Genomic DNA, 24,007 nt, shown 5'->3' with positions numbered 1-24,007 from the left:
CAGTCCGCTACCCCAATTGGCTAATCATTCGGGAGCTGTCATAACAGGGGCAGCTATGGAAACAGGAGACGATTCATATGCTCGTTGTCGGCTGGCAGGAACGGGTTGATCTCCCGCTTCTTGGACTTACGAACCTGAAGGCGAAAATCGATACAGGTGCGCGCACATCGGCGCTTCATGCTACAGATATTGTGACGTTCGAACGCGATGGCGTTCCTTGGGTTCGTTTCCACACACGGTTCGACGATGATTCACACGACACCGATGTGGAATCTCCGATCCATGATCAGCGAGAGATCAAGAACACCAGCGGCATTCCGGAAACCCGGATCGTTATCCGGACCAGATTTCGGATATCGGACCGCTTGTGGAAGATCGATCTGTCGCTGACCGAGCGTACCGAGATGAAATTCCGCATGATTGTGGGGCGCACGGCCCTGCGCGGGCATTCCATCCTGGTGAACCCCGCCAAGCGCAATTTGACGGCACCGAAACCAGCAGCCGCAATCGTCGGCAGAAGGAAAAACTCATGAAAATCGCGTTGCTCGCCAGAAACGCCAATCTCTATTCCCACAAACGGCTGGTGGAAGCCGCCGAGGAACGCGGTCACGAGATCCACGTCATCAATACGCTGCGGTGCTACATGAACATCGCGTCGCGGCGCCCGGAGATTTATTACAACGGGGAAAAACTGGAAGGTTACGATGCGGTCATTCCGCGGATCGGGGCCTCTGTCACCTTCTATGGCATGGCGGTTCTGCGCCAGTTCGAGATGATGGGTGTCTACCCATTGAACGAGAGCGTGGCGATCGGGCGGTCGCGCGACAAACTGCGCTCAATGCAGCTTCTGGCGCGCGACGGGGTTGGCCTGCCGGTGACGACCTTCGCCCATGATCCCAAGCAGACCGAAGAGGTGCTGGAGCTTGCGGGCGGTGCGCCCCTGGTGATCAAGCTGCTGGAGGGGACACAGGGGCTTGGCGTTGTTCTGGCCGACACGAATCGCTCCGCGAAATCGGTCATTGAAGCGTTTCGTGCGACCGACACGAATATCCTGATCCAGGAGTTCATCAAGGAAGCCGGCGGGACCGACATCCGCGCGATCGTGATCGGGGGACGGGTCATCGCGGCGATGAAGCGTACCGGGGCCGAAGGGGAATTCCGCTCCAATCTGCATCGTGGCGGCTCGGCGCAATTGATCAAACTGTCGCCGGAAGAGCGCTCAACCGCCGTGCGGGCTGCGAAATCCATGGGGCTGAATGCCTGTGGTGTCGACATGCTGCGTGCAAATCACGGGGCGGTGGTGATGGAGGTGAATTCCTCCCCCGGACTGGAAGGCGTTGAAAAGGCGACCGGTCTTGATGTTGCGGGCAAGATGATCGAGTTCATCGAGAAGAATGCCAAACCCGGCAAAACCAAAACGAAGGGCAAGGGCTAATGATCAAACGCCCGGGGTTTGATATCGGCGGGGAGCTGATCCCGCCCGGCACCCGGCGCACCGTTGATCTGCCTGTCAGTTCACTGTCAGACCATACGCCGGTGAATATGTCAGCCCATGTCGTTCATGGCAAAACGGAGGGACCGGTTGTCTTCGTCAGCGCAGGGGTGCACGGCGACGAGGTGATTGGCATCGAAATCGTACGGCGACTGCTGAAATCACCTGCGTTGCGGGGCCTCAAGGGCACGTTGATTGTGGTCCCGATTGTGAACTCCTTTGGGTTCATCAACCGGTCCAGATATCTGCCGGACAGGCGGGATCTGAATCGCTCTTTCCCTGGGAACGAGGGCGGATCGCTTGCTGCGCGTCTTGCGCATCTGTTCCTGAAGGAGATCGTGTCGCGCTCTGATGTCGGGATCGATCTCCACTCGGCGGCGATCCACCGGATCAACTATCCGCAGGTGCGCGTGTCGCCGGAGGATGCCGTGGCACGGGAGATGGCGGATGTCTTCGGCGCCCCGATCATCATGGAATCGGCGATACGACAGGGATCCCTGCGAAACTCGGCAAAGGAGCTGGGAAAGACCGTTCTGCTCTACGAGGCGGGTGAGGGTCTGCGATTTGATGAGGTTTCGGTGCGCGCCGGGCAGGCTGGCATTCTCAGGGTGATGAAATCATTGGGGATGATTTCCGCCCGCGGCGTGGCGCCCGCCAAGGCGCGCCCGCAGTTCTGCCCGTCCAGCAAATGGCTGCGGGCGCCGATGGGTGGCCTGTTTCGCAGCCTGAAGGCAGACGGCGATCCGGTGCGCCAGGGCGACGTACTGGGGGTGGTGTCTGATCCCTTTGGCGAAGAAGAAACCGAGGTCGTCGCGCCGTTCGATGGTATCATCGTGGGGCGGGCGGTACTGCCGGTGGTGAACGAAGGTGACGCCGTGTTCCATCTGGCGCGGGTTCAATCCATGAAACAGGCCGAGAATGCCATGGATGATCATTCATCACAGCTCGCGGATGATCCCATGTTCGACGAGGATGAGATCATCTGATCCAGGCGGCATGGGCATTTCAGTGTTCCCACTGTTGTCCGACAGCCCGCGGCGAGACAGGGGGGCTAGGTCGGCGTCGCGGTATTGCGGTCCTGCCTTGGAGATCTGCCAAACTTGCGGGAGTATTCGCGCGAGAACTGCGCCGAGCTCTCGTAGCCGACGGAAAAAGCTATTTCCGACACTTTTGCATCGGTTGACCTGAGCGCGTCGCGGGCTTTCAGAAGGCGCAGATCCTTTTGGTATTGCAGCGGGGATGTGCCGGTCACGGCCTTGAACTGTTCGAAGAAGGCAGAGTTGCTCATGCCGATCCGGTCGGCAAGCTCGCCGATTGCGATTGTCTGCGAGAGATTTGCCTGAAGGTCACGGGTTGCGAGATGGATGCGGCTTGCTGTGCTTTGGTGCCAGAGCAGCCGTTGCAGACCAGCCGCGTGCTGCCCGATCAGCAACCTAGCGTGGACTTCGCGGGCGGTGATCGGGGCCAGCACTTTTGCTGTCTCAGCCCCCTCGCATTGGTTGAGATAGCGCGAGAGGGCGTCCTCAAGGCCGGGATCGGTATCACACAGGCAGATCGAAAACGGGTCGCAAGGAGTGGATGTCGAGGCGGGCGGCACCGCAGATGCCAGAGACCGCAGCACATCCAGGTCCAGTGGGAAGACAAGTGCCGTGTAGGGGTGTTCGGCCGATGCCTGGGTGATGCGCGAGATGACCGGGAGTGTATGGCTGACCACGAGGGACTGGCCCGCGCTGACGGTGAGGCTTCTGTGGTTTGAGCCGACGGATTTTGCGCCCTGCAGAATCAGACATACCAAAGGTCTGTAGACGGTCGACTCCAGCCCCGTGCTGGCGTGGAGGCGCAGCATATGCGTGTTGCTGGCGTCGTGGTGTATCGCGCCATCCCTGACCCCCGACCGATCCAGTATCGCGGTCACCTGTGCGTATAGACTCTGCTTGGCCATGCAGCTTTTCCTCCAGGGCTGCTTCGGACATAGCAGTCGGTGAGGTATCTACATAACAGAAATCACCAGTTTCGGAGGATCAGGCAAGTATTCTGGATAATCGAGAAAGAATAACGGCGGGTCGGAGAGCATTGTGGGATCAGTGATGGTTGTGAACTTCAACAGAGGGGAGATGCACCATGATGGAAAAGGCGACGAGCCGGTGCCTCACCACATCACCCGCCATGTCACGACGCGCGTCGGTATCGAAGAGATGTTCACGCAGAACCCCTGAAGGAGAGCGACTATGAAAACCATTCTGATTACGGGCGCCTCGTCGGGTATCGGGGAAGCCACTGCCAGACACTTTCAGGCGCAGGGCTGGAATGTCATCGCGACCATGCGAAGCCCCGACAGCACGGGCGAGCTGGCGGCACTCGACAATGTCCATCTGGCGCGGCTGGATGTGACCGACCCGGCGTCGATAGCATCGGCAGTCAAACAGGGCATTGAGCGTTTTGGCCGAATTGATGTGCTGCTCAACAATGCAGGCTATGGCGCCTATGGCGCGCTTGAGGCGTTTTCGATGGAGCGGATCCGGCGCCAGTTCGACACCAATGTGATCGGGTTGCTGGAAGTGACCAAGTCCGTGTTGCCGCATATGCGGGAGAACCGGTCAGGCACGATCATCAATATCTCCTCCATCGGCGGACAGATCACATTCCCGCTCGGCACGCTTTACCATGGCACAAAATTCGCTGTCGAAGGTCTATCGGAAGCGCTGCATTACGAACTGGAACCGCTGGGCATCCGGGTTCGGATTGTCGAGCCGGGCATGATCAGAACGAATTTCGGTGGCAGCTCCTTTGATTTTGCACTGGATGACAGCCTGCCTGACTATGCGCCCACGGCTGAGGCCATGGGGCGGGTGTTCAGCAGGCTGGCCTCCAGCCCGTCTGCCCCCGCAACCGTCGCCGAAGTGATCTGGGAGGCCGCCAATGACAGCGGCGACCGTCTGCGCTTTCGGGCCGGGCCAGATGCTGTTGCGCTTCTGGATCAGCGGCATCAGCAGGATGACGCCACATTTATCGGTGGCATCAAGGAGCTGATGAAACCATAGTTTCAACGGTTTCGGCGCTGGCTTTCAGCGGTTGCAAAGTGACGCTGGAAGATCGGGCCGGATATCGGTTCGGGCGGGCCGTTTTACGGCTGGAACACGCGTTTCGGCGCCAGTTTACTCTTTTTTATCGCAAGACCTCTAAATTGGCCTTGGTATGTGTAGATACCATTGGCCATGGGTCCGTTCCCACTGGTCATGAATACTGCGTTTTGATCAGCTAAGGATTGATACCCGCCATGCCCCGTCCAAGTTGGCTCGAAGATCTCCTTGCTACTCTTGTCGGTGGCCGGGGTAATGACAGAATGGGCGGCACCACCGGTGACGATACCATGGATGCCGGTGAGGGAGACGATACCGTTGCCGGTGAGGAGGGCAGCGATGTCATCGACGGGGGCCTCGGCAATGACGTCATCTATGGCGACATGGGGGACGGTTTTGCGCAGGGGGCAAACGCATCACCGCTGACGCTCGACATCAACAACATCCAGAGCGTGGTCCATGACGGCAGCACCGGCTCCGTCGGGAACTATGCGATTTTCAGGGATATCGCCAAGCTTGAGGATGGCACCAGCATCTCCGGCAGGCTGATCCTGCTTGAAAAATCCAACGCCAATATGTCGGTTGAATTCGGCTATACCGCCGGCGCGGAAATCCTCTTGACCGGGAACCAGCCGGGGGATCAGGCCAAATTCCGGCTGGAGTTTTTTGATCCCATAACCGGTGAAACGGTCTATCTGAACTCGACCGCGACCTTCAACGACATTGATGACAACAGTCAAACCGGCGACGCCGAGGCGGTGATCATCGATGGCAACAGTTTCACCTCTTTTGGTATTTCCTCCGATTCCTCGCTGACCACGGGTATCGACGGAAATGTGGTCAAGGCCACCGGATCGGAACTGAACGATTATACGGATCAGGATTCCTGGTTCTCTGCCTCGTTTGAGGATCGTTCGTCGATCGAGTTCACCCTGCAGACCCGTGTCGGATTGTCGGGTTTTACCCTATCGGGTGATATTCTGGACGATCCGGTCACCACGATCATCGAACAGGGCGCCGATACCGTGCTGGCGGGCGACGGCAATGATATTGTCTACGGTCAGGGCGGCAATGACTCCATCATGGGCGAGGAGGGGGACGACCATCTGGAGGGCGGTGATGGCGATGACGTCATGGATGGCGGCGTCGGCGCGGATACCCTGATTGGCGGCGAGGGGGGCGATACCCTCTCCGGCGGTGACGGCGATGACTATATCGAAGGTGGTGCCGGTGATGACCAGCTGTCCACCGGAATTGGCAACGACACGCTGATCGGCGGCGAGGGCAATGACACCCTGAACAACTCGGCCGGTGATGACAGCCTGGTCGGCGGGGTTGGCAACGACAGCATTGTCGCGACCGACGGTTTTGACACGCTGGAAGGTGGTGCTGGCGACGACACCATGTACGGGGGCAATGACGGCGACCTCCTGCTTGGCGGCGCTGACAACGACCTGATGTATGGCGAGTCCGGAAACGACAGTCTCGACGGCGGTGATGGCAACGACGTCATGGACGGCGGCATTGGCAACGATACGTTGATGGGTGGTCTCGGGGCCGATACCATCTCCGGTGGTGACGGGGATGATTACATTGATGGCGGCGATGGCGACGACAGCCTGACCACCGGCCTCGGGAATGACACGCTGATCGGGGGTGCAGGCAATGATACCCTGCGCAACTCGGCCGGTGACGACAGCCTGGTGGGCGGGACCGGCGATGACAGCATCGTCGCAACCGATGGCAACGACACGCTGGAAGGCGGCGATGGCGCCGACACGATGTACGGCGGCAATGACAACGACCTGCTGGTCGGGGGCAGCGGCGCTGACAAGATGTATGGCGAAGCGGATGCCGATACGTTCCAGATGTCGGACGGCTTTGGCAATGACACGATCTCGGGCGGTGAGGCCGGCAATGACTCCGACCACATCGACATGTCAGCAGTCACCAGCAGTGTCACGGTCACCTATACCGGGTTTGAAGCGGGGCAGATCACCGACGGCGCCGATACGGTCACCTTCAGCGAGATCGAACGGCTGACCCTGACGAACCAGGGCGATGTGGTTGATGCCTCCGTTGACAATGCCGGTGTCAATATTGATGCCGGTGCCGGGGATGACACCATCACGCTGGGTAGCGGCCAGGACTCGATCATCGGCGGCGCCGGCGATGACCGGCTGATCCTCACCCAGGCGGGCGGCGTTGATACCGTCGGCGATTTCGATCTCAACGATGACGATGGCAATGGCTTCTACAACGATCAGCTGGATGTTTCGGGGCTGACTGGTGGCAGCGGAGTCGGCGGCGCGGTCATGACCAGCGATGTTGTCGTTTCCGACGATGGTTTCGGCAATGCCCTGCTGACCTTTCCGGGGGGTGAACAATTGGTGCTGCAGGGGGTTACCCCCGCGCAGATGAGCAGCCACAATCAGCTCTATTCAGCGGGGATCCCCTGTTTTACCCCGAATGTCCTGCTTGCAACGCGGCGGGGGGCGGTTCCGGCCGGTCAGATCCGGGTCGGCGATCTGCTGCAAACCGCTGACAACGGCTTTCAGCCGGTGATCTGGGTCGGCAAGCGTCATCTCAGCTCGGCCGAGCTGCTGCAGCGCCCGCATCTGCGTCCCTATTGCCTGCGCCCCGGTGGGATCCTCTCGCCGGAGCGTCCGATGCTGCTGTCACCCCAGCATCGCCTGATTGTCAGTGATCGCGCCCTAATGCCGGATCATTCCCGCGACGAAAAGTTCATCTCGTCGAAATTGCTGGCCGAAGCGGATCCAGACTTCACCTGCCAGATCGCGCATCACGCACCCGTCACCTATGTGCATCTGATGACCGAGCAACATGAGGTTATCTTTGCCGAAGGCATCGCGACCGAAACTTTCTGGCCCGGCCCCGAGGCCATCCGAGGCCTTTCGGTCGATGATATGCGAGAGCTGCTGACCTTGTTCCCCGACCTCGCTGCGGTGCATGGGTTGACCGGCGAGCCCGGACGTAGCCGCGTGCGCGGAGCCTATGGCGATCTTGCACGTCGATCCCTCAGGCGCCGCGACATCGGGCATCTGCACGCGGCCTGACACGGCGCGAGGGCATGGGGTGCTGACGCTCGCGCGACGCGAGGTGCCCGATCTGGGGATCGGCATGACCGCAAGGTGACCACGCCGCGTGACCGCATATCTGCTCGCAGCACATCTTTTCAAGCCATCGTCGCGTGCGGCGGGCGTCATGAGCGGATGGTGGTTGTGCTGTGGCCGTGGTCTTCGGCTCAGGGTCTATTATGCGCTGCCAAAAATGCAAAACGAGGAGATGGTCGCCCATCTGCCGCCCCCCGTTCTGACAGGAGAAAGGACTGCAAGGCGATCTTTCTGCCCAAGGGTGCGGATCAATGCGGCAGTGATTGTTGAGTGAAAACAGCACCGTGCGGCACAGATGAGCCAGTTAACGCTGTGGGGTGAGCCACGCCATCTTACTCATTTCAGAGAGGGTTTGGTGGAGCCTAGCGGGAGCTGTCTGCCGCCACCATTTATCATTCAAAATCAATGACTAATACTGAGTGCTACAGCCAATTGTGTACCACGTGTGTGGTCCACTGAAAAGCCCAATTTCGCTCACGTGATCTCGCGCAGGCAGGGCTTCTGCAAAGGAGCAACGTCTGGTAGCGGAGGAGGGATTTGCGGAGGCATCCTGTAAGGCATTGATTGTAGGGTGATCTATTTTCCGTCAGGTGTACCCATGTGTACCACCCACTTCGCTCACACAGTTTCACTCCTTGCCTCCTGAGAGCCGTCTGCGCCGGAACGTGGAGCGTACATGCCATACCTATGTGGGACCCTGCAAAACGCTTTGCCGATGTCCTCAGCAGACAAGCCAAGCTGCCTGAAGATGTGAAATCGCGACAACGCGCAGAGATAATAGCCGAACCACAACACCTTCTGATAGTCATCGTCTTCCAAGGTGGCGGCTCGGCCATGTGATATGTCGTTCCTGAGCTTTACTAGTTCCTTTGGCTCAGGCGAGCCTCGGAACCCGCTTTCGGACCAAGCCTGTTGCAGTCGTCCAAGGCGCTGTGCCAGAGAGTACCTGTTGGGCGATCTGTGAATAAGGTCGCTAAGTGCCTGCTTGTCCACTTCCGTACCATGCTCGGCGACAACCGCCTTAAGGGACTTACGCAGCGCTCTGAGATCAGAGGAAGATCCGTTTCCAAAGACAGATTGATCAAAGTCTTCTAGGCACCCGATGAACTCACTGAAGGTATTTGCTGACAGCTTCTTCGAATGCTCCATTAGCAGTACCATGTTCATCAGATAGAATAGAGCATCTGGCTGCTCCACCGCAGCGTTCAGTATGCTGCAAGCATCGAGTGTGCAATTGTGGCGTGTGAACAGCGCGTCATGCCATTCTACATGCTCCGTCTTGCTCTTGAAGGCAGGACGTATGAAAAGCTCCGCCACGATGGAACGGCTCTCATCGTTCCAAGTCCGGGTGTGGGTAGTATGGAGCCGATAGGGGGACTGCGCCATACGATGACCCAAGAGAAAACAAAACAGAGTATTAATGCGGCTGATCCGCTTTAAAACGGCTTCGTAGTTGGCGGCCTCTGAGAACTGAAGCCACAACGAAGTACGTTGCGTTACAGAAGTAACTGCGCCTTCATCGGAGGTACGAGCATAGCTATCGACCTGCACATTGGTCTGATCGCTCAATATGAATTCGCACCGCTCTGGCTTATCCACACCTACCTCAATTGCTGGAGGCCCTTTTGTGTCGCGCAAACTAAAGTCAGTATTGACCATCTTTGGCGCATACCAAGAGCTGAATGAAGGCAGCTCCATACTGATGCCTGTAAAGCAGGCCTCGTTTATATCGGTCAGGTGAATGTTCTTTAGTATCGCGCTACCTACGATCCGGGCCTTTGCGCGCATGACCGGCGTATCCACCCCCCAACGTGCACCCGCTTGCGATTGAACCCAAGGGTTAACAATGGTTGTTGGTCGCTGATAATCTAGGTAGCCGGTTATCGTCCCCGTGTCGCAGCTTGGAGCTTGGTAGAGGTCCCCGCCATCAGGGAAGGCTATCACCTCGAGTATTACTCCGTTCTTTTTGCTAAAGCTCAGACGCCCCGGCCAGATGCTGTCATCGTCATGTCCGTCTCGAACAGCAAACCATTCTTCAAAGTTCTCAATCAAACCGCTGCCTCTGAGAACAGAGCCTGTTGCTAACGCGGGTCATGTCGCCTCTCCTTGTTGATCTGCGGCTGCACAACTCGCCATGGCGTGGGTGGCGACGCCACGCTCCTTGGGTTTTGCGCTCATGGACGGAGCGATATCGGCAGCGCAGTATCAGGCGCCGCTGTCTTGCAGTGCGGTCACAGTGCTTGCCCCTTCAGTACACGGTAAACGGTCGCGCGCCCTATGGAAAGTCGCTTTGCAATGTCAGCTACCTTCATACCTTGGCTTCTTAACTGGCAGGCCTGTTCGACTTTCTCTTTCGGCACTGGTGTGCGACCTTTATATTTGCCTGCTAGCTTCGCTTTGGCGATGCCTTCCCGCTGCCTCTCTAGCATCATCTCACGCTCAAATTGAGCCATCGCCGCGAACATGGTTAGCATGAGTTTGCCGCTTGGGGATTGGGTGTCCACCTCAGCACCACCGAAATCGAGGATGCGAAGGGCGACACCCTTGGCTTCCAACTCATCAACGATCTTGAGTAGATGCTGGGTGGAACGTGCGAGGCGGTCCAGTTTGGTGACGACGAGAGTGTCTTTGCACCGGACGAATTTCAGCACGTTCTCCAGTTCTGCGCGTTGGGCGACGGACGAGACTTGTTCACTGAACACCTCCTCGCACCCAGCTTGGATGAGGTCACGCTTCTGGGCTTCAAACCCAGCGACCTGATCGGCGGTTGATGTGCGTGCGTAGCCTACCTGCATGGTGAACCTCCCAATAGCATCTAGAGTTGGAGAGAATGGTGTCTCTCTTTGTAAAAACACCTCATAGAGACAGATTTCAGGCGGCGCGGTCTGTCTCTGATAACCCCGCCCTATAGAGAACGGGGACGGGTCTGCGTCTGTGCGCTGGGCTGCTGCTTCCAGCCGATGTTGAACGCGTTGTCATTCTTGAACCGCTTAGGCTCTGTGCAGGGCAGAGAAGTCATCAGATGGTCTGCAAGGTCCTGCCATCCATCATGGCCCGTATGGCCCTCGTTGAAGGCGGGAACGACGATGCAGGCTGAGGCCCCTGCGTTGCCGACCGCATCGCGTCGGTCCCAGATATGTGCGGCGTAGTTCTTTTCGTTGCTTGCGCATTTGAGGCCTAGCCTGTGCCCTAGCGCATTCAGACGGGCAGAGCGAAAGCCAGAGCGGATGATGATCGGCCCGAACTCAGACACGATGGGTTCCAGCACATTGGCGCACAGCCCGCGCCCCATCTCGATAGCCAGTTCAGCGTCATCGGGCATGTTGACGACGCCATAAGCAGCGGCGATTTCAGAATGGAGGAACTGGCGGAAGGTGAAGTGCTTGGACAGCTTGACGCGCCCGAGCCTTTCCAACTCCCAGAAGGTAGATTTCATGTCAGGCCTCAAGTCGAGAGGGTGCAAAGAGCGGTGTTGCTGGCGCGGTTCGATGAGCGCAAGCAATCCGTAGCCTTTGCACCCGGGTTCATGATCAGGGTTAATTGAACTCTTCGCGAAGCGTGGTGAAGTCGACCTCCCCCGCGAACTCGGCTAGATAGGCGCGCGGGAAATCTGCGACCTGAACATAGTTTAAATCGCCAAGGCTGGTGATGTGAGTTGAGGTCTGACCATCCATCGGAGCAACCACAAGGCGACCATTCTTGAGGCGTGCGACGGTGAATAAATCCCAGTCAGAGATCGCTGAGAAGGATTGCAGCTTGCAGCCCACGACGCGCATGTCGCCAACGTTTTCCCATTTGCAGTTCACAGACGAGTACCGGTCGTTGTCGAAGAAGGGGGACGTGCCCGCAGACAGGTTACCAAGGTAGAAGTAATACAAAGCCTCGCGAGCTTCCTTCGCATCCGCTCGGGAGGTCCCCGCTGCAAGTTCTGGCGTGACCACTGCCCAGCCCTTGCTCTTTGCTCGACAGTAGGTGGGCCAAGGTGCATTCATGGAAAGCTTGTTGAGCTCCCATTCTTTGATCCCTAGCTGAGACGCGAGGTTCGCCGTTAGATCCCGCTGTAACGCGTCATAGCGCCCCGTGATTTCTTTGCGGGCTTCTTCGCCGGGGTTAGCGTTCAGCTCGGCATCACGCTGATGAGATAAGGCGCGTTGTGTCGTGTCCATTTCGCACCATAGCGCGATGGCATCGCCGTTGTTGCGTAGCCGATAGGTGGAGTAGGATTTCCATCCCAATGCTGCCGCCTGTTCAGCGACTTTTTGGGACGGGAAACCCGCGACCTTCCATGCAGGCGCATTTGTCGACTGCGCTGGTGTGGTTGTTGTCGAAGTGGTCGCGGCTGAAGCGATGATTGAGGCTTCAGAACCGGTGGTCTGTGTAGCGGTGAGGCTGGCGTCTGGTGCGGTGCCATACTTCTCCTGCAACACAGCCCCGGCACCGCCAAGGACAACAATGTTGAACAGTGAGATCGCGGCGATCCGAGCGCCTTTCTTTCGGCGGCTCTTGAAGAAGAGCATGACAAGCCCCGCCCAAATGGAGAAGCTGGAGGCGACAGCAATGACTGCAAGTATTATGATAATGACGTTCACGTCTAAACTCCCAACGGTCCAAAGAAACGGCCACCAGAGCGCCTCTGGTGACCGGGGAGTTCGTAAGCCGCCCGTAGACAGCCGCTACGGCCTTTAAGCCGAGGCTCTGGACATACGCCGCAGCCTCCCCGACCATAATGGTTGAGGAGGTGGCATTACGGCTGACACCAGCCGCTACGGGAGGGGTTACGACGCCCCGAGACCGCGCCGTTTTACGCAGTCCTGTCAGTAATTTACCCTGTGCCAAAGCCTAACTCAAGGAGAATGGGGTGTGGCTGACAGGTCATTTCGAGGCATGCACGGGGGTGTCGCGGTCGCTTTGCTGTGGTGTGTAGCAATGGTTCACATGGGACTGACATCAGAGACATACTCACCGCCTGAGCTATGCGTCAGTATCCTGCTCAGATGCGCCTTCGCCACCGTGTACCTCAGCAAGAAGCACTTCTCTGGCACGCCGATATTTCGGGGCAAGAGCGCGCACATGGCCACTGTTGGGGGCTAGGAGTACTCGACGCCTTTGCAGTAGCGCGACAGCCTTGCGGAGCCGCTCCTGTGGCATTGGTGCGGCTCCATTGCGTATCATGATGAGGCTAATCAGCATCTGCTGTGCAGTGGCTATTCGGCGTCTGTTCGCTGCAGTGTTGGCTAGGTCGCGGTGCTCGTCACTCACGGCCCGCATGATCTCGCGGACCAATTCGTAAGGCGGTGCTTGATCTACGTGTGTAGCCCCACCGGGAAGGCCCGGTCGCAACAGGTCAAGCGCTCGGTTCACGTGGGTGGCTGCATCTTCAGCAGTGGCCTCCATCAGGGCGATCATACCCTCAAGGTCTGATGTGGTCTGTGCCGTGAAGGGGAAGTTCCGGTCGTTCAGGCGCTCATCAAGCGCGGTGCGGGCCTCCACTCGGATACGTTTGTTAGTCTTCGCATAGATGACCAGCTCAAGACCTCGTGCCAGATCCACCCTATACCCGATTTCGTTGCCTTGGATGTAGTCGCTTTGGGACCAGTCGCTGATGCGCAGGTTTCTCATATTCTGGCTCAGGGTGCGGATGTATGGGCGCAGGCTTTCTATGGCCTGCAATGGGGTGTCGCACTGGAACTCATGATAGTTCTCGACGCTTTGCAAGCTGAAGCGAGGTAGGAAGCTGAACTGGCTGGGCATGTCAGGATCTTCCAACTGCGCTCGCAGGCGCTGATCGAAGAATTCCAGCCATGCACGAAAGTAATTGTCGCGCAGCTGCCTGTAGTGGGGCGGCTGGGACATGAGGTGACGTCGCACGTCGATGATGACGTTGTCATGATCGGCGAGGGTGAACTCGCCTTCGTGGTTGCCGTCCGCCACGCCGCGCCGGGAGGTGAGTAGCGTTATCTCGGGATAGGTGAACCCCGGTTCATTTCTTTGGGAAGCCGCGTCCCGCAGGTACTGATGGTTGATCATCCGCGTAGGATTGAGGGTTAGCTGTGCAGAGATACGATAAGGCGTCGGTTCGAAGTCATCGGGATCAGATGGCTCTTGCTCTTCAAGTTCCTGCCCGCCCCGGCGTGCCTCGCTTCGCCGCTGGAGGTACTCTTCTCTTTCCTGCCTTAGCCTCTGCAGTTCGATTTCAGGAAAGGGGGTGCGCCCCGCGCGGCTCTGGTCTGAAAAATCCAATGTGCCTCTGGCGAGGGGCAAGCCGTACAATGGACCGTCCTGATCATTGATCGGTTGCCGAGTGAATTGTACGGACCTGCTTCGATACCCATAGTCGCGCGGGGTGTTGAAGATACGTCGGGCAGCTGAGTTCTGGTTGCCGGGGATCGCATGCTCTTCTTGAGCGATTTGGGTTGCCGCGTGACGAGCTTGGTCTGTTATGTCGTGGAAGGTCCAATCTCCATATTTGACGCGCACCTTGTCTTGTTTGGCGGTGTCGGCGCTGACTTGTATCGTGCTGTCAAATAGAGGGAGACGTCTATAGCTCATAGCTTGAACGTCTATATGAGTGTTGTTGGTAGCAGAAGTGTAAATCTGGGGTGGTTAAGAAGGCGGGGTGGTGAGCTATGGGCAGCTTCTAACTTGTGCCATATCTGGGCGAGGGCTGACCTCTGCGCGGTATTTGTATACTAGCATAATCGCCCCATAGTGGCAATGGCCTTAGAGCTTTCCAGACAGCCCCTGTCTGAGTGTCGAGCCTTGCCCCATCGGCTTAGAAGTGGCGGAGGTCCAGCCCTTCCCAAGTGGTACTCCATAGCTCATCATGAGGTCATGACATCAAGCTGCCACCAGCGTAGGTTGTCTATCCCTCTCCAACCAAGTGGGCGTAGGAAACTAACCGGAACGCTGTCGCAAATGATTGAGCGTCAGGCCCTCGTATCTGACCTTGGCAACCTCGCTAGCAGCCGCCTTAAGCGCAAGGCTTGACGCATAGTGATCGGCAGTATCCTTAGATGACCAACCACCGACTTGACGAATGATATCCGGGTTCGCCTTGGCATAAGACATCGCCCCACGAAAGCAGTATCGAAAGCTGTGGAACACCTTCGAGCGGTCACTGATGCCAAGGTCGCGAATGTACCTGCCAAACCAGTCGCCCACATTGCGGGAGACTTTGCCGTCGCTGCGAGCCGGTAGTTCTGGGAAAAGATAGTGCTGCCCTTCAGCTTTGCGCCGTTGGTGAAACTCAAGAAGCCCCAACCTTACCAACTCAGGGTGTATCGGGATACGACGCACGGAGTTGTCATTCTTGAGGTGCTTCCTTCGCCCGGTTTCCAACTGGTCAGTCTCTTCAGCAATGTCCCACTCTGTCGAGATGAAGTGGATACCGTCTTGCTCTCCGATAGCGGCGACCTCGAGCTGGCAAATCTCTTGCAGTCGCATGCCGGAGAAGAGCGCAATCAAAGGCACCCAGTAGCGCGCGTGCATAGGAAAGGCTTCTGGATCGAAGCTCATGCGCGTCCGCGCAGGGCCAGCGTTTTCCTTATACGCCTTGCCAAAGATCATGCTCAACTCAGCATCGGTAAACGGTCCACGCTTCTTCAGGCTTGGTGGGTTGGCAGATTGGGCCTTAAGGCCGAGCGCCACGTTCTTGTCAGCGATTTCCTCAACCACGCAGAACTGCAAGAAGGCCCTGAAGTTTGAGAAGTGCTTGTTCAAAGTAGCAGGTGCGATAGTTTGGCCCTCAGCCATCTCATTGGCGCGGCTGGCCTCTGGAGCGGTCATGTGCCGGAACTCAGCGTGCTTGGCGGCATTGGGGGGAAGGTGCTCCAACATATGCAGGAAGTCGCGCGCATCCTGTCGTGTGATGTCCCGGATCGGTTTGTCCGGCCCGATGAAGTCCTTCATCATCTCACCGAAGGCTTTGAGGTATTCGACGGACTTGAGCCGAAGCTTGCGCTTGTCGGACAGATACTGCTCGAATGTATCCCGCAGGCAGGCGCAGCATTCTGAATGCGCCACAGAGCGTGTGGCCAAGGCGGCGCTGGGCGCAAGGTCCGGCGTGAAGTCGCCACGATAGCGATCAAGGCTTCTGCGTTCTGATCTGAGGGCTTGGCGCATCAGCAAACTGGTTAGTGTGCTGCGTGTGTCACTGGACAAGTCAAAGCCGTGCTCCGTGAGAAGTGCTTTTGCCCGCTGCTGGAAAGCCCCCAAGGCCGATGTGTGGCCGTTCTGGATGACGGCGATGTCCTCCAGCGTGTTGTTTAGCGCCGCTCTCTGCGCCTCGGGATCACCAAGTAGCTCGGTTGCGTTGCGTTCGGCGTCAGCCTCGATCTGGGCAAAGTAGGCTTCGGAAAGTGCAGTCAGGTCTTGCTCGGTCGCAGCGACCGGCTCGCGACTATAGGCGGAACGGATGACTTGGAATGCCGCTTCCAGTTCGTTGCGGAGCGCGAAGTAGGGGGCCTTGGCATCGGTGAGTTTGCGCACATTGAGCGTCTGCTTGAACTCCTTCTTCACGTTCACCGGCTGGCCGCGCTGTACAGTGGTCAACGTATCTCGCCACTTGCTCAACCGTGCACCGGGGTTCACGGCAAGAGCTTTCCAGACGGATGGATCACCTTCAATCAGTGCTGCAATGTCTTGCGGTATGCGTATTCGGACGGCGTAAACACCGCTCGGCTTTCGAACTAGGCCGGGATATGCAGACAAGTCTTCCACACCTCGTGTGTACCACCAATGTGTACCACTCGGGAAGATAAAGCTGTTTGATTTCAATGGCCTCCTGTAACATCAAGTACTTAGGAGGTGTTTGGTGGAGCCTAGCGGGATCGAACCGCTGACCTCCTGCATGCCATGCAGGCGCTCTCCCAGCTGAGCTAAGGCCCCAAACCGCCGCGTTTCGTTTCCGTCTCGCGGTGTGTGACGGTGATTTAAGGGAGGCTGGCGCGGGCCGCAAGCGGAAAATGCACCATCGTCCGAGATTTTTTTGGCAGCTGAATTTCGGCTGTAATTCTGGCTGTCCGGGGGAGGTGGCAGCACCTCCCCCAAGGGCCGTGTGGCCTTAGGAATCGTCGTCTTCAGAGGCGACGTCGGCGATATCTTCAAGCGAGACGTTGTCCTCGTCGTCATCGTCATCCAGGACGTCGTCGCCCAGATCCAGATCGACGTCATCTGCATCATCAAGCACCGCGTCATCGCCGTCGGTGTTTTCTTTGGCCTTGCGGCTTGCCGCGTCTTCGGCGTCGGCTTCGATCATCCGGCTTTTGCCGTTGTTCAGTTCGACCACCTCGCCAGTGTATGGGCTGATGATCGGGTTCTTGTTCAGGTCATAAAAACGTTTGCCGGTTGTCGGGCAAACGCGCTTTACACCCCATTCTTCATTGGGCATGTGGATCCCCTTGATTTTCTGCTGAGTCGGTTCGACGATTCAGGTGCCTTGCCATATGCGCCGGGTGCTGTCAAAGCCTTTGCCAAAAGGGGAGGTCGCCATGGCTGATCATCACCTGCCCGGAGATCCGCCGGTTCCGCTGACGCTGCGCCGCTCGGCGCGGGCGCGGCGGATCAGTTTGCGGATCTCCGGGCTGGACGGGCGGGTGACGCTGACGCTGCCGGCGCGGGTGCCAGAGCGAGAGGCGCTGGCCTTTGCCCAGGAAAAGGAAGACTGGATCCGCGGCCATCTGGCGCGGCACCCGGATCCCATAGAGGTAGGCTATGGCAGCCTGCTGCCCATTGACGGGCAACCGCGACGGGTGGTGGCTGGAACCGGGCGTCGCCTGCTGTTGCAGCCGGGACAACTGGCGGTGCCGGGGGCGGTGAACGGGGCGGGGCCGGGGCGCCGCATCCAGCGCTACCTGCAAGAGCTGGCCCGCGACCGGCTGGCGGCGGCGTCGGATCAATATGCGGCGGCGCTGGGCCGCAGCTATTGCCGGATCAGCCTGCGGGATACGCGGTCGCGATGGGGATCCTGTTCCTCCGATGGCGCGCTGATGTACTCTTGGCGGCTGATCCTGGCGCCACCGGAGGTGCTGCGCTACGTCGCGGCGCATGAGGTGGCCCACCTGGCGGAGATGAATCACTCACCGGCCTTCTGGGCCATCGTCCGAGAGCTTTACGGGCCATATGATGGGGCGCGTGGCTGGCTGCGCAGCGAAGGCAACCACCTGCATCGCTACCGGTTCTGACGGCCCCGGCGCGCGCGGGGGAGGGCTCAGGGCCTCACGCTGTGAGAGCTGTTGACGTGACGTGGTTTTGTGATCACAAGAACCTCATGTCCAATCCCGTTCGCCCCACCGCCGAGCCGCCCACAGGGTCCGCCCATGATCGGGTCTACCGTACCTTGCGCACGCGGATCATGCATGGCGAGATGACGCCAGGGGAGGCGCTGACCCTGCGGGGGATTGGTCGCGAGTTTGATGTGTCGATGACGCCGGCCCGCGAATCGGTACGGCGGCTGGTGGCTGAGGGGGCGCTGTTCCTGTCATCTTCGGGCCGGGTGTCGACGCCGGAGCTGACAAACGAGCGGATCGAAGAACTGGCGGCCCTGCGCGCGCTGATCGAGGTGGAGCTGGCCAGCCGGGCGCTGCCGCGTGCGCATATTGCCCTGATCGACCGGCTGCAAAGCATAAATACCAATGTGGCCGAGATGATCTCCAAGCGCGATGCGGTGGGCTATATCCGCACCAATCTGGAGTTTCACCGGACGCTTTATCTGCGGGCGCAGGCGCCAGCGATGCTGGCCATGGCAGAGACCGTCTGGTTGCAGCTGGGCCCGACCATGCGGGCCCTCTACGGGCGGTTGCGGCGGACCGAGCCACCGCAGAACCACAAGCTGATCATTGCCGCGCTGAAGGCGGGGGATGAGCCGGGATTGCGGCTGGCGGTCCGGTCTGACGTGACCCAGGGGCTGCGGCTGCTGGCAGGGTGAACGCAGGATCTGCGGTGTCCCAATGTCGGCCGGGTGCTCCCGCCGGCTCCGGCCAATTATACCAATTGTCCTCGCAGTTGGGCCTGGCCCGGCGCCATGCGCCGGGCCAGGCCCAAGGCCGCCAGCGGCAGCGGCGTAAGCCGGTGACGCGTGGCCGCGGGAGCGCTTGCGTACCGTTGCTCTGAGGGCCGGCGCTGATCGAGGATCGGAGGGAGCTGGATGACCGATCCCTCCTGTCTGGCCGATGAGGGCGGCGAGACCGGGCCAGCAGTGCGGGCCGCTTTGCTCAGTTGCTGGTTGGCATCCGGTGATGCACCGCTGATGTCACAAAGCCGACCGGGCGAGGGTCGGCTTTGTCGGCTGCTGTAGTGATGGCCATGCGCCCTGGCCCGGGCCGATATCCGCCCGGCGCCGCAAGGATGCGGACTTCAGGGCGGGGAAGGCGTCAGGCCGCCAGCCCCTTGGAGCCGATGTCCAGGAACTTCTGGCGCCGGTCCTTGATCAGCGTGGCGGCATCTTTGCCCTCCAGCTCGGCCAGCATCTCCGCCAGCGCGCCGCGCACCGCCTCAAAGGCGGCTTCGGCATTGCGATGGGCGCCGCCGAGCGGTTCCGGGATGATCTTATCCACCACGGCCAGCTCCTTGAGGTTCTGGGCGGTAAGGCGCAGGGCTTCGGCGGCTTCACGCATTTTCTCGGCATCCTTCCAGAGGATCGAGGCGCAGCCTTCGGGGCTGATCACGGAGTAAACCGAATGTTCCAGCATCGCGACGCGGTTCGCGGTGGCAAAGGCCACAGCGCCACCGGAGCCGCCTTCGCCGATGATGATGGAGATCAGCGGTACACCGATCTTGAGGCACATCTCGGTGGAGCGGGCAATGGCTTCGGATTGGCCGCGTTCTTCGGCACCTTTGCCGGGATAGGCGCCTGCGGTGTCCACAAGGGTCACCACGGGCAGGCCGAAACGACCGGCCATTTCCATCAGGCGGATGGCCTTGCGGTAGCCTTCGGGGCGGGCCATGCCAAAGTTATGGGCGATGCGAGCCTTGGTGTTGGACCCTTTTTCATGGCCAATAACCATAACCGGCTGGTCGTTGAAGCGGGCCAGGCCGCCCATAACCGCCAGATCATCGGCAAAGTTCCGGTCACCGGCCAGTGGCGTGTATTCGGTGAACAGCGCATCAATGTAATCGCGGCAATGCGGCCGTTCGGGGTGACGCGCGACCTGACATTTGCGCCAGGGGGTCAGATCCTTGTAAAGATCGATCAGCAACTGCGCCGCCTTGGCGTCTAGCGCTGCGGCCTCATCTGTCAGATCGGCCTCTTCATTGGCCCGGGCCAGGGCGCGCAGTTCTTCCGCCTTGCCTTCGATTTCGGCCAACGGTTTCTCAAAATCCATGTACTGGGTCATGTCGTCTCACTCGAGCGGTTTGCCCGATATATGGCCTCAAGGGGCGGCGGATGCAACTCAGCAAGATTTGTGAAGTGCTGCTATGGCATCCAAAACCGGTCAGAAGAGGGACGTTTTCCGATGAGCAACTCCTATGAGGACCGCATTCTGCGTGTGCTGGCGTATATCTACGACAACCCCGAGGGGGACCTGTCGCTGGATGCGCTGGCGGATGTCGCGGCGATGTCGCGGTTCCATTGGCACCGGGTGTTTCGCGCCCTGACCGGGGAAACCTGCGCGCAGGCGGTGCGCCGTATCCGGCTGCATCTGGCGGCGACCGCTCTGGTGCAGGGCAGCGCGCGGATCGAGCGTATCGGCGAGGCTGCCGGCTATCCCAATCCACGTTCCTTTGCCCGTGTTTTCGCCGATGCCTATGGGGTGTCGCCCGCTGCGTTTCGCAAAAGGGGCCGTCTTCTGCCGCCAAATCCCAATCTGATTGCCAAAGGAGAACCCATGTTACCCGTTACCCTTCGCACCGAACCCGGCCGCAGGCTGGCCGCGCTTGCCCACAAAGGCGCCTATAGCGAGATTGGTCGCAGTTTCGAGGCCTTTTCCGCGCTTTGCACGGCGCGCAATCTCTGGCCGCAGATGCGCCAGATGATCGGTGTCTACCTCGACAGCCCGGATGCTGTTCCGGATGCGGAGCTGCGCAGCTTCGCCGGGGCCAGCACGGCCGATGACAGTGTCCTGCCGGAGGGGATGGAAGAGGTTGTCTTGCCCGGCGGCAAGACCGCAGTCCTGACTTACAAGGGGCCATACTCCGGGATCCATGCGGCCTATGGCGATCTGTTCGGGGCCTGGTTACCGCAGTCGCAGGAAGAGCCGGCCGATGCGCCCTGTTACGAGATCTATCTCAATGATCCGCATCAGGTCGCGCCGGAGGAGCTGCTGACCGAGATCTGCCTGCCGCTGAAGTGAGTGTCAGCCCTGTAGCAGGATCGCGGCCAGCGAGGCCAACAGCAGCGCCGCCATGGTCCAGTTGAATGCCCGCAGCTGAGCGGGTCGGGTCAGCAGCCGTCGCAGTTGCTGACCCAGAATGGTCCAGGTCGAGGCTGAGAAACAGCCAATCAGCAGATAGGTGCCCGATACCCAGAGGATCGCCGTCACATCGCGGCTGGCTGCATAGAGGGTGATCGCGCCGAGTGCCATTGCCCAGGCCTTTGGGTTGACCCATTGGAAGGCACAGGCCTGAAGAAAGCTGAGCGGTGTGCCCTGTGCCTCGCCGTCCTGCGGCGGGGCCGCATTGGCGACCTTCCAGGCCAGCCAGAGCATATAGGCCACCGACAGGGCGGTCATGATCCAGGTGAGTGGCGGGAAGGCGTCGAACAGCTGCATCACGCCAAGGCCCACTGGCAGGATCATCAGCGGAAAACCGATCGCCACGCCAAGAAGATGTGGCAGGGTGCGCTGGAAACCGAAATTGGCGCCTGAGGCCATCAACATCAGATTGTTGGGACCGGGCGTGAAAACAGTGCCGAAGACAAAAGCCGCAAGGGCGAGGAAGAGTTCATAAGTCATGGCGATGAAAATGCAGGGTCTCGGCATGAATGAAATTGCGTTCTCTGCGTGAATGGATCATGTTTTGCAACAAATGGCGAAACTTGATCAAATAAACGACAAGATATTGCGTGAGCTGACCCGGGACGGGCGGATCAGCAATCTGGAGCTGGCCGACCGGGTTGGTCTGTCACCCTCGGCCTGTCTGCGCCGGGTACAAGAGATGGAGCGCAGCGGTCTCATCACCGGCTACCGTGCGGTGTTGAACCGTCAGGCGCTGGGCGTGGGGTTTGTCACCTATATCGGCGTTGGCCTTGGCGAACACACCAAGGAAGCGCAGGAGGCCTTTGAGGTTGCGATGCGACAGGCGCCGGAGGTGGTGGAGTGCCACAATATCACCGGCACCATCGAATATCTGCTGCGGGTCGAATGCGCAGATCTGCCAAGTTACAAGAAGTTTCACACCGATATTCTGGGCACGTCGCCTTATGTCACTTCGATCACCACCTATGTGGTCATGGGATCGCCCAAGGATCTGCGGGCCTGAGCGCCGGGGTGGTGGTATTTTTGAGTATTTGAGGAAAGGTGACAGGGCTGCTGTCACCCTTCGGCCAGGGCGGCGCGCATGGCGATGGCAGGGGAGGCCAGTACGGGGATCTCCGTTTTTACGAGATCAGCAGCCCCGGCCATCGAGGCCTGCGCCAGGACCACACAGGCGGTATCAGCCACCAAGGCCAGGCTGGTGCTGATCCAAGTGGCGATCTCGGTGTGGAACAACTCGCTGTTGCCATTGGTGAAATGAGGCCAGAGGCCGGTCAGCGGCAGGCTGCGGATCTCGGCGGTCTGGCCGTTTTGGGCGAAGGCGCGTTCGAGCAGCGCAGTGGAGGCCGCGCGGGTGCTGTCCAGGCAGTAGGCGAGCAGCACCGGACCGCCGATCTGGGCGGCGGCCTGCATCATCGGCCAGTCGAGTCGCGTGGCGCCAGCGGTTTCCGCCAGCTCGCCCAGCGTGGTGCAGGTGCACAGGGCGGGACCGGTGACCTGGCGGATCTCGGCAGTGACCTCCTTGCGCAGGGTGTCGTCGATGCCATTTTGCGCCCGTTCCAGCCAGTCGGGCCGGACAATGTGATGCAGTTTTGCCGAGCCGACCAGCGCCTCGAAGGTTGCCACATGGACGTCGGCCGTATGGATGAGCGTGAGGTCGGTCATGATCTGCGCCTGTGGTTGGGCGGGAGCGCGGTTGCGCTCCCGGCTTTCTGGGTCAGCTGTTGCTGGCGATCAGGTCCGATTGGGCGACAATCACCTCGGCCTGTTTGATCGAGGCGATATCGACCAGGCGACCCTTGTAGACGGTGGCGCCTTCGCCGTTGGCCTTGGCGGTTTCCATTGCGGCGAGGATTTCGCGGGCCTCGGAGACTGCCTCTTGCGACGGGGTGAAGACCTGATTGGCCAGTGCGATCTGTTTGGGGTGGATGGCCCATTTCCCGACCATCCCCAGCGTGGCGGAGCGTTTGGCCTGGGCGATATAGCCCTCGTCATCAGAGAAATCGCCGAATGGACCGTCCACCGGCAGGATGCCATGGGTGCGACAGGCGGCAACGATGGCGGCCTGCGCCCAGTGCCAGGGATCGGACCAGTGTTTTTCGCCCGCGCGCAGCATGTAGTAGTCTTCCTGCGTGCCGCCGATGCCGGTGGTCTGCATGCCCATCGAGGCCGCGAAATCCGCCGCACCCAGCGACATGGCCTGAAGGCGTGGGCTGCTGGCGGCGATGGCTTCGACATGGGCGATGCCCGCAGCGGATTCGATGATCACCTCAAAGGATACCGGTTTGCTGCGGCCCTTGGCGCGTTCAATGGCGGTGACCAGCGCGTCGACCGCATAGACGTCTTCAGCGCAGCCCACCTTGGGGATCATGATCTGATCGAGGCGGTCACCGGCCTGTTCCAGAAGATCCACAACATCGCGATACCAATAGGGTGTATCCAGCCCATTGATGCGCACCGACATGTATTTGTTGCCCCAGTCGACCGTGTTCAGGGCCTTGATCACATTGGCGCGGGCGCTGTCCTTGTCGGAGGGGGCTACCGAATCTTCCAGATCGAGGTTGATCACATCCGCTGCCGAGGCCGCCATTTTGGGAAAGAGCTTGGTGTTGGAGCCGGGGCCGAACAACTGACAACGGTTGGGGCGGGCCGGGGCGGCGGGTTGGATGCGAAAACTCATGCTGGTGACCTTTGGGTAATGAAGTGTCAAATTTTCCTTCTGTTTTGGTATTAAATTACGATCCGACCTGCAAGGAATTTGTGCAAGCGCAGCATTGCAGATGCAGAAAGCGGCAGCTCTGACGCGTGCCTGCGGGCGCAACCAAGCAAGGAACGCGCGCATCCGTCGCGAGGATCGAATAATCTTCGTGTAATTTGCGAAAACGTCGAAGA

At 59.5% G+C, this 24,007-nt stretch carries 21 protein-coding genes and 1 tRNA gene; 9 read left to right on the top strand and 13 right to left on the bottom strand.

What is annotated here, in order from left to right:
* Positions 1-77: 77 nt before the first annotated feature.
* The 3 genes from VWZ81_RS12615 to VWZ81_RS12605 are packed head-to-tail and all read left to right on the top strand — an operon-like array spanning position 78 to position 2,478.
* The gene (locus tag VWZ81_RS12615) at positions 78-533 is read left to right on the top strand and encodes an ATP-dependent zinc protease (protein WP_340546655.1); all 456 of its coding nucleotides are present in this window, start codon (positions 78-80) and stop codon (positions 531-533) included.
* Positions 530-1,435, top strand: a complete 906-nt coding sequence (gene rimK / locus VWZ81_RS12610; RefSeq protein WP_340546656.1) for a 30S ribosomal protein S6--L-glutamate ligase — start codon at positions 530-532, stop codon at positions 1,433-1,435. Before VWZ81_RS12615 ends, rimK begins: the two co-directional genes overlap by 4 nt.
* Entirely contained in the window at positions 1,435-2,478 is a 1,044-nt protein-coding gene (locus tag VWZ81_RS12605) for a succinylglutamate desuccinylase/aspartoacylase family protein (protein WP_340546657.1), read from the top strand. Before rimK ends, VWZ81_RS12605 begins: the two co-directional genes overlap by 1 nt.
* 65 nt (positions 2,479-2,543) lie before the next feature.
* On the opposite strand, the gene VWZ81_RS12600 is transcribed toward VWZ81_RS12605, so the two are convergent.
* Positions 2,544-3,434 carry an AraC family transcriptional regulator N-terminal domain-containing protein gene (locus VWZ81_RS12600; protein ID WP_416542788.1) on the bottom strand — a complete coding sequence of 297 codons (891 nt, stop codon included), beginning with the start codon at positions 3,432-3,434 and terminating at the stop codon, positions 2,544-2,546.
* Between the two features lie 286 nt (positions 3,435-3,720).
* Between VWZ81_RS12600 and VWZ81_RS12595 the strand changes: the two genes are divergently transcribed.
* Both VWZ81_RS12595 and VWZ81_RS12590 read left to right on the top strand, forming a co-directional pair.
* Positions 3,721-4,533, top strand: coding sequence for an SDR family oxidoreductase (locus VWZ81_RS12595; RefSeq protein ID WP_416542787.1), 813 nt, complete (start codon positions 3,721-3,723; stop codon positions 4,531-4,533).
* A 236-nt stretch (positions 4,534-4,769) separates the two neighbouring features.
* On the top strand, positions 4,770-7,649 hold the full coding sequence (locus VWZ81_RS12590) for a Hint domain-containing protein (RefSeq protein WP_416535561.1): 2,880 nt from the start codon (positions 4,770-4,772) through the stop codon (positions 7,647-7,649).
* Between the two features lie 675 nt (positions 7,650-8,324).
* Here VWZ81_RS12590 and VWZ81_RS12585 read toward each other — a convergent pair.
* From VWZ81_RS12585 to VWZ81_RS12550, 8 genes are all read right to left on the bottom strand, one after another.
* Complete coding sequence (locus tag VWZ81_RS12585) at positions 8,325-9,758, bottom strand: HEPN domain-containing protein (protein ID WP_416542786.1); 1,434 nt, start codon at positions 9,756-9,758, stop codon at positions 8,325-8,327.
* Between the two features lie 179 nt (positions 9,759-9,937).
* Complete coding sequence (locus VWZ81_RS12580) at positions 9,938-10,501, bottom strand: recombinase family protein (RefSeq protein WP_416542785.1); 564 nt, start codon at positions 10,499-10,501, stop codon at positions 9,938-9,940.
* 110 nt (positions 10,502-10,611) lie between these two features.
* Entirely contained in the window at positions 10,612-11,142 is a 531-nt protein-coding gene (locus tag VWZ81_RS12575; protein WP_416542784.1) for a hypothetical protein, read from the bottom strand.
* A 100-nt stretch (positions 11,143-11,242) separates the two neighbouring features.
* Positions 11,243-12,295, bottom strand: coding sequence for a hypothetical protein (locus VWZ81_RS12570; RefSeq protein WP_416542783.1), 1,053 nt, complete (start codon positions 12,293-12,295; stop codon positions 11,243-11,245).
* 382 nt (positions 12,296-12,677) lie between these two features.
* On the bottom strand, positions 12,678-14,255 hold the full coding sequence (locus VWZ81_RS12565) for a hypothetical protein (protein ID WP_416542782.1): 1,578 nt from the start codon (positions 14,253-14,255) through the stop codon (positions 12,678-12,680).
* A gap of 345 nt (positions 14,256-14,600) precedes the next feature.
* Positions 14,601-16,415: a site-specific integrase gene (locus VWZ81_RS12560; RefSeq protein WP_416542781.1), complete on the bottom strand. Its 1,815-nt coding sequence runs from the start codon at positions 16,413-16,415 to the stop codon at positions 14,601-14,603.
* A 101-nt stretch (positions 16,416-16,516) separates the two neighbouring features.
* Positions 16,517-16,592: transfer RNA gene (locus VWZ81_RS12555), tRNA-Ala, on the bottom strand.
* Between the two features lie 175 nt (positions 16,593-16,767).
* Positions 16,768-17,094, bottom strand: coding sequence for a TIGR02300 family protein (locus VWZ81_RS12550; RefSeq protein WP_416535560.1), 327 nt, complete (start codon positions 17,092-17,094; stop codon positions 16,768-16,770).
* A gap of 100 nt (positions 17,095-17,194) precedes the next feature.
* On the opposite strand from VWZ81_RS12550, the gene VWZ81_RS12545 reads away from it, so the two are divergent.
* The gene (locus VWZ81_RS12545) at positions 17,195-17,887 is read left to right on the top strand and encodes a SprT family zinc-dependent metalloprotease (RefSeq protein ID WP_340546681.1); all 693 of its coding nucleotides are present in this window, start codon (positions 17,195-17,197) and stop codon (positions 17,885-17,887) included.
* Positions 17,888-17,973: 86 nt separating this feature from the next.
* Positions 17,974-18,630 (top strand): GntR family transcriptional regulator, encoded by a 657-nt coding sequence (locus VWZ81_RS12540; RefSeq protein WP_340546682.1) that lies wholly within the window; start codon positions 17,974-17,976, stop codon positions 18,628-18,630.
* 445 nt (positions 18,631-19,075) lie between these two features.
* Here VWZ81_RS12540 and VWZ81_RS12535 read toward each other — a convergent pair whose 3' ends face one another.
* On the bottom strand, positions 19,076-20,038 hold the full coding sequence (locus tag VWZ81_RS12535) for an acetyl-CoA carboxylase carboxyltransferase subunit alpha (protein WP_340546683.1): 963 nt from the start codon (positions 20,036-20,038) through the stop codon (positions 19,076-19,078).
* A 120-nt stretch (positions 20,039-20,158) separates the two neighbouring features.
* On the opposite strand from VWZ81_RS12535, the gene VWZ81_RS12530 reads away from it, so the two are divergent.
* Positions 20,159-20,995, top strand: a complete 837-nt coding sequence (locus tag VWZ81_RS12530) for an AraC family transcriptional regulator (protein ID WP_416534627.1) — start codon at positions 20,159-20,161, stop codon at positions 20,993-20,995.
* A 3-nt stretch (positions 20,996-20,998) separates the two neighbouring features.
* Here VWZ81_RS12530 and VWZ81_RS12525 read toward each other — a convergent pair whose 3' ends face one another.
* Complete coding sequence (locus tag VWZ81_RS12525) at positions 20,999-21,595, bottom strand: LysE family translocator (RefSeq protein WP_340546685.1); 597 nt, start codon at positions 21,593-21,595, stop codon at positions 20,999-21,001.
* A gap of 73 nt (positions 21,596-21,668) precedes the next feature.
* On the opposite strand from VWZ81_RS12525, the gene VWZ81_RS12520 reads away from it, so the two are divergent.
* Complete coding sequence (locus VWZ81_RS12520) at positions 21,669-22,121, top strand: Lrp/AsnC family transcriptional regulator (protein ID WP_416534626.1); 453 nt, start codon at positions 21,669-21,671, stop codon at positions 22,119-22,121.
* A gap of 53 nt (positions 22,122-22,174) precedes the next feature.
* On the opposite strand, the gene VWZ81_RS12515 is transcribed toward VWZ81_RS12520, so the two are convergent.
* Positions 22,175-22,780 carry a hypothetical protein gene (locus tag VWZ81_RS12515; protein ID WP_416543220.1) on the bottom strand — a complete coding sequence of 202 codons (606 nt, stop codon included), beginning with the start codon at positions 22,778-22,780 and terminating at the stop codon, positions 22,175-22,177.
* 52 nt (positions 22,781-22,832) lie between these two features.
* Entirely contained in the window at positions 22,833-23,795 is a 963-nt protein-coding gene (locus VWZ81_RS12510; RefSeq protein ID WP_416543221.1) for an L-malyl-CoA/beta-methylmalyl-CoA lyase, read from the bottom strand.
* Positions 23,796-24,007: the final 212 nt, after the last annotated feature.

Origin of the sequence: Phaeobacter sp. JH20_34 (assembly GCF_048056095.1) — a bacterium.
GTDB lineage: Bacteria > Pseudomonadota > Alphaproteobacteria > Rhodobacterales > Rhodobacteraceae > Phaeobacter > Phaeobacter bryozoorum.
The sequence above is the reverse complement of the archived record's forward strand: the minus strand, read 5'-3'. Positions and strand labels throughout refer to the sequence as shown.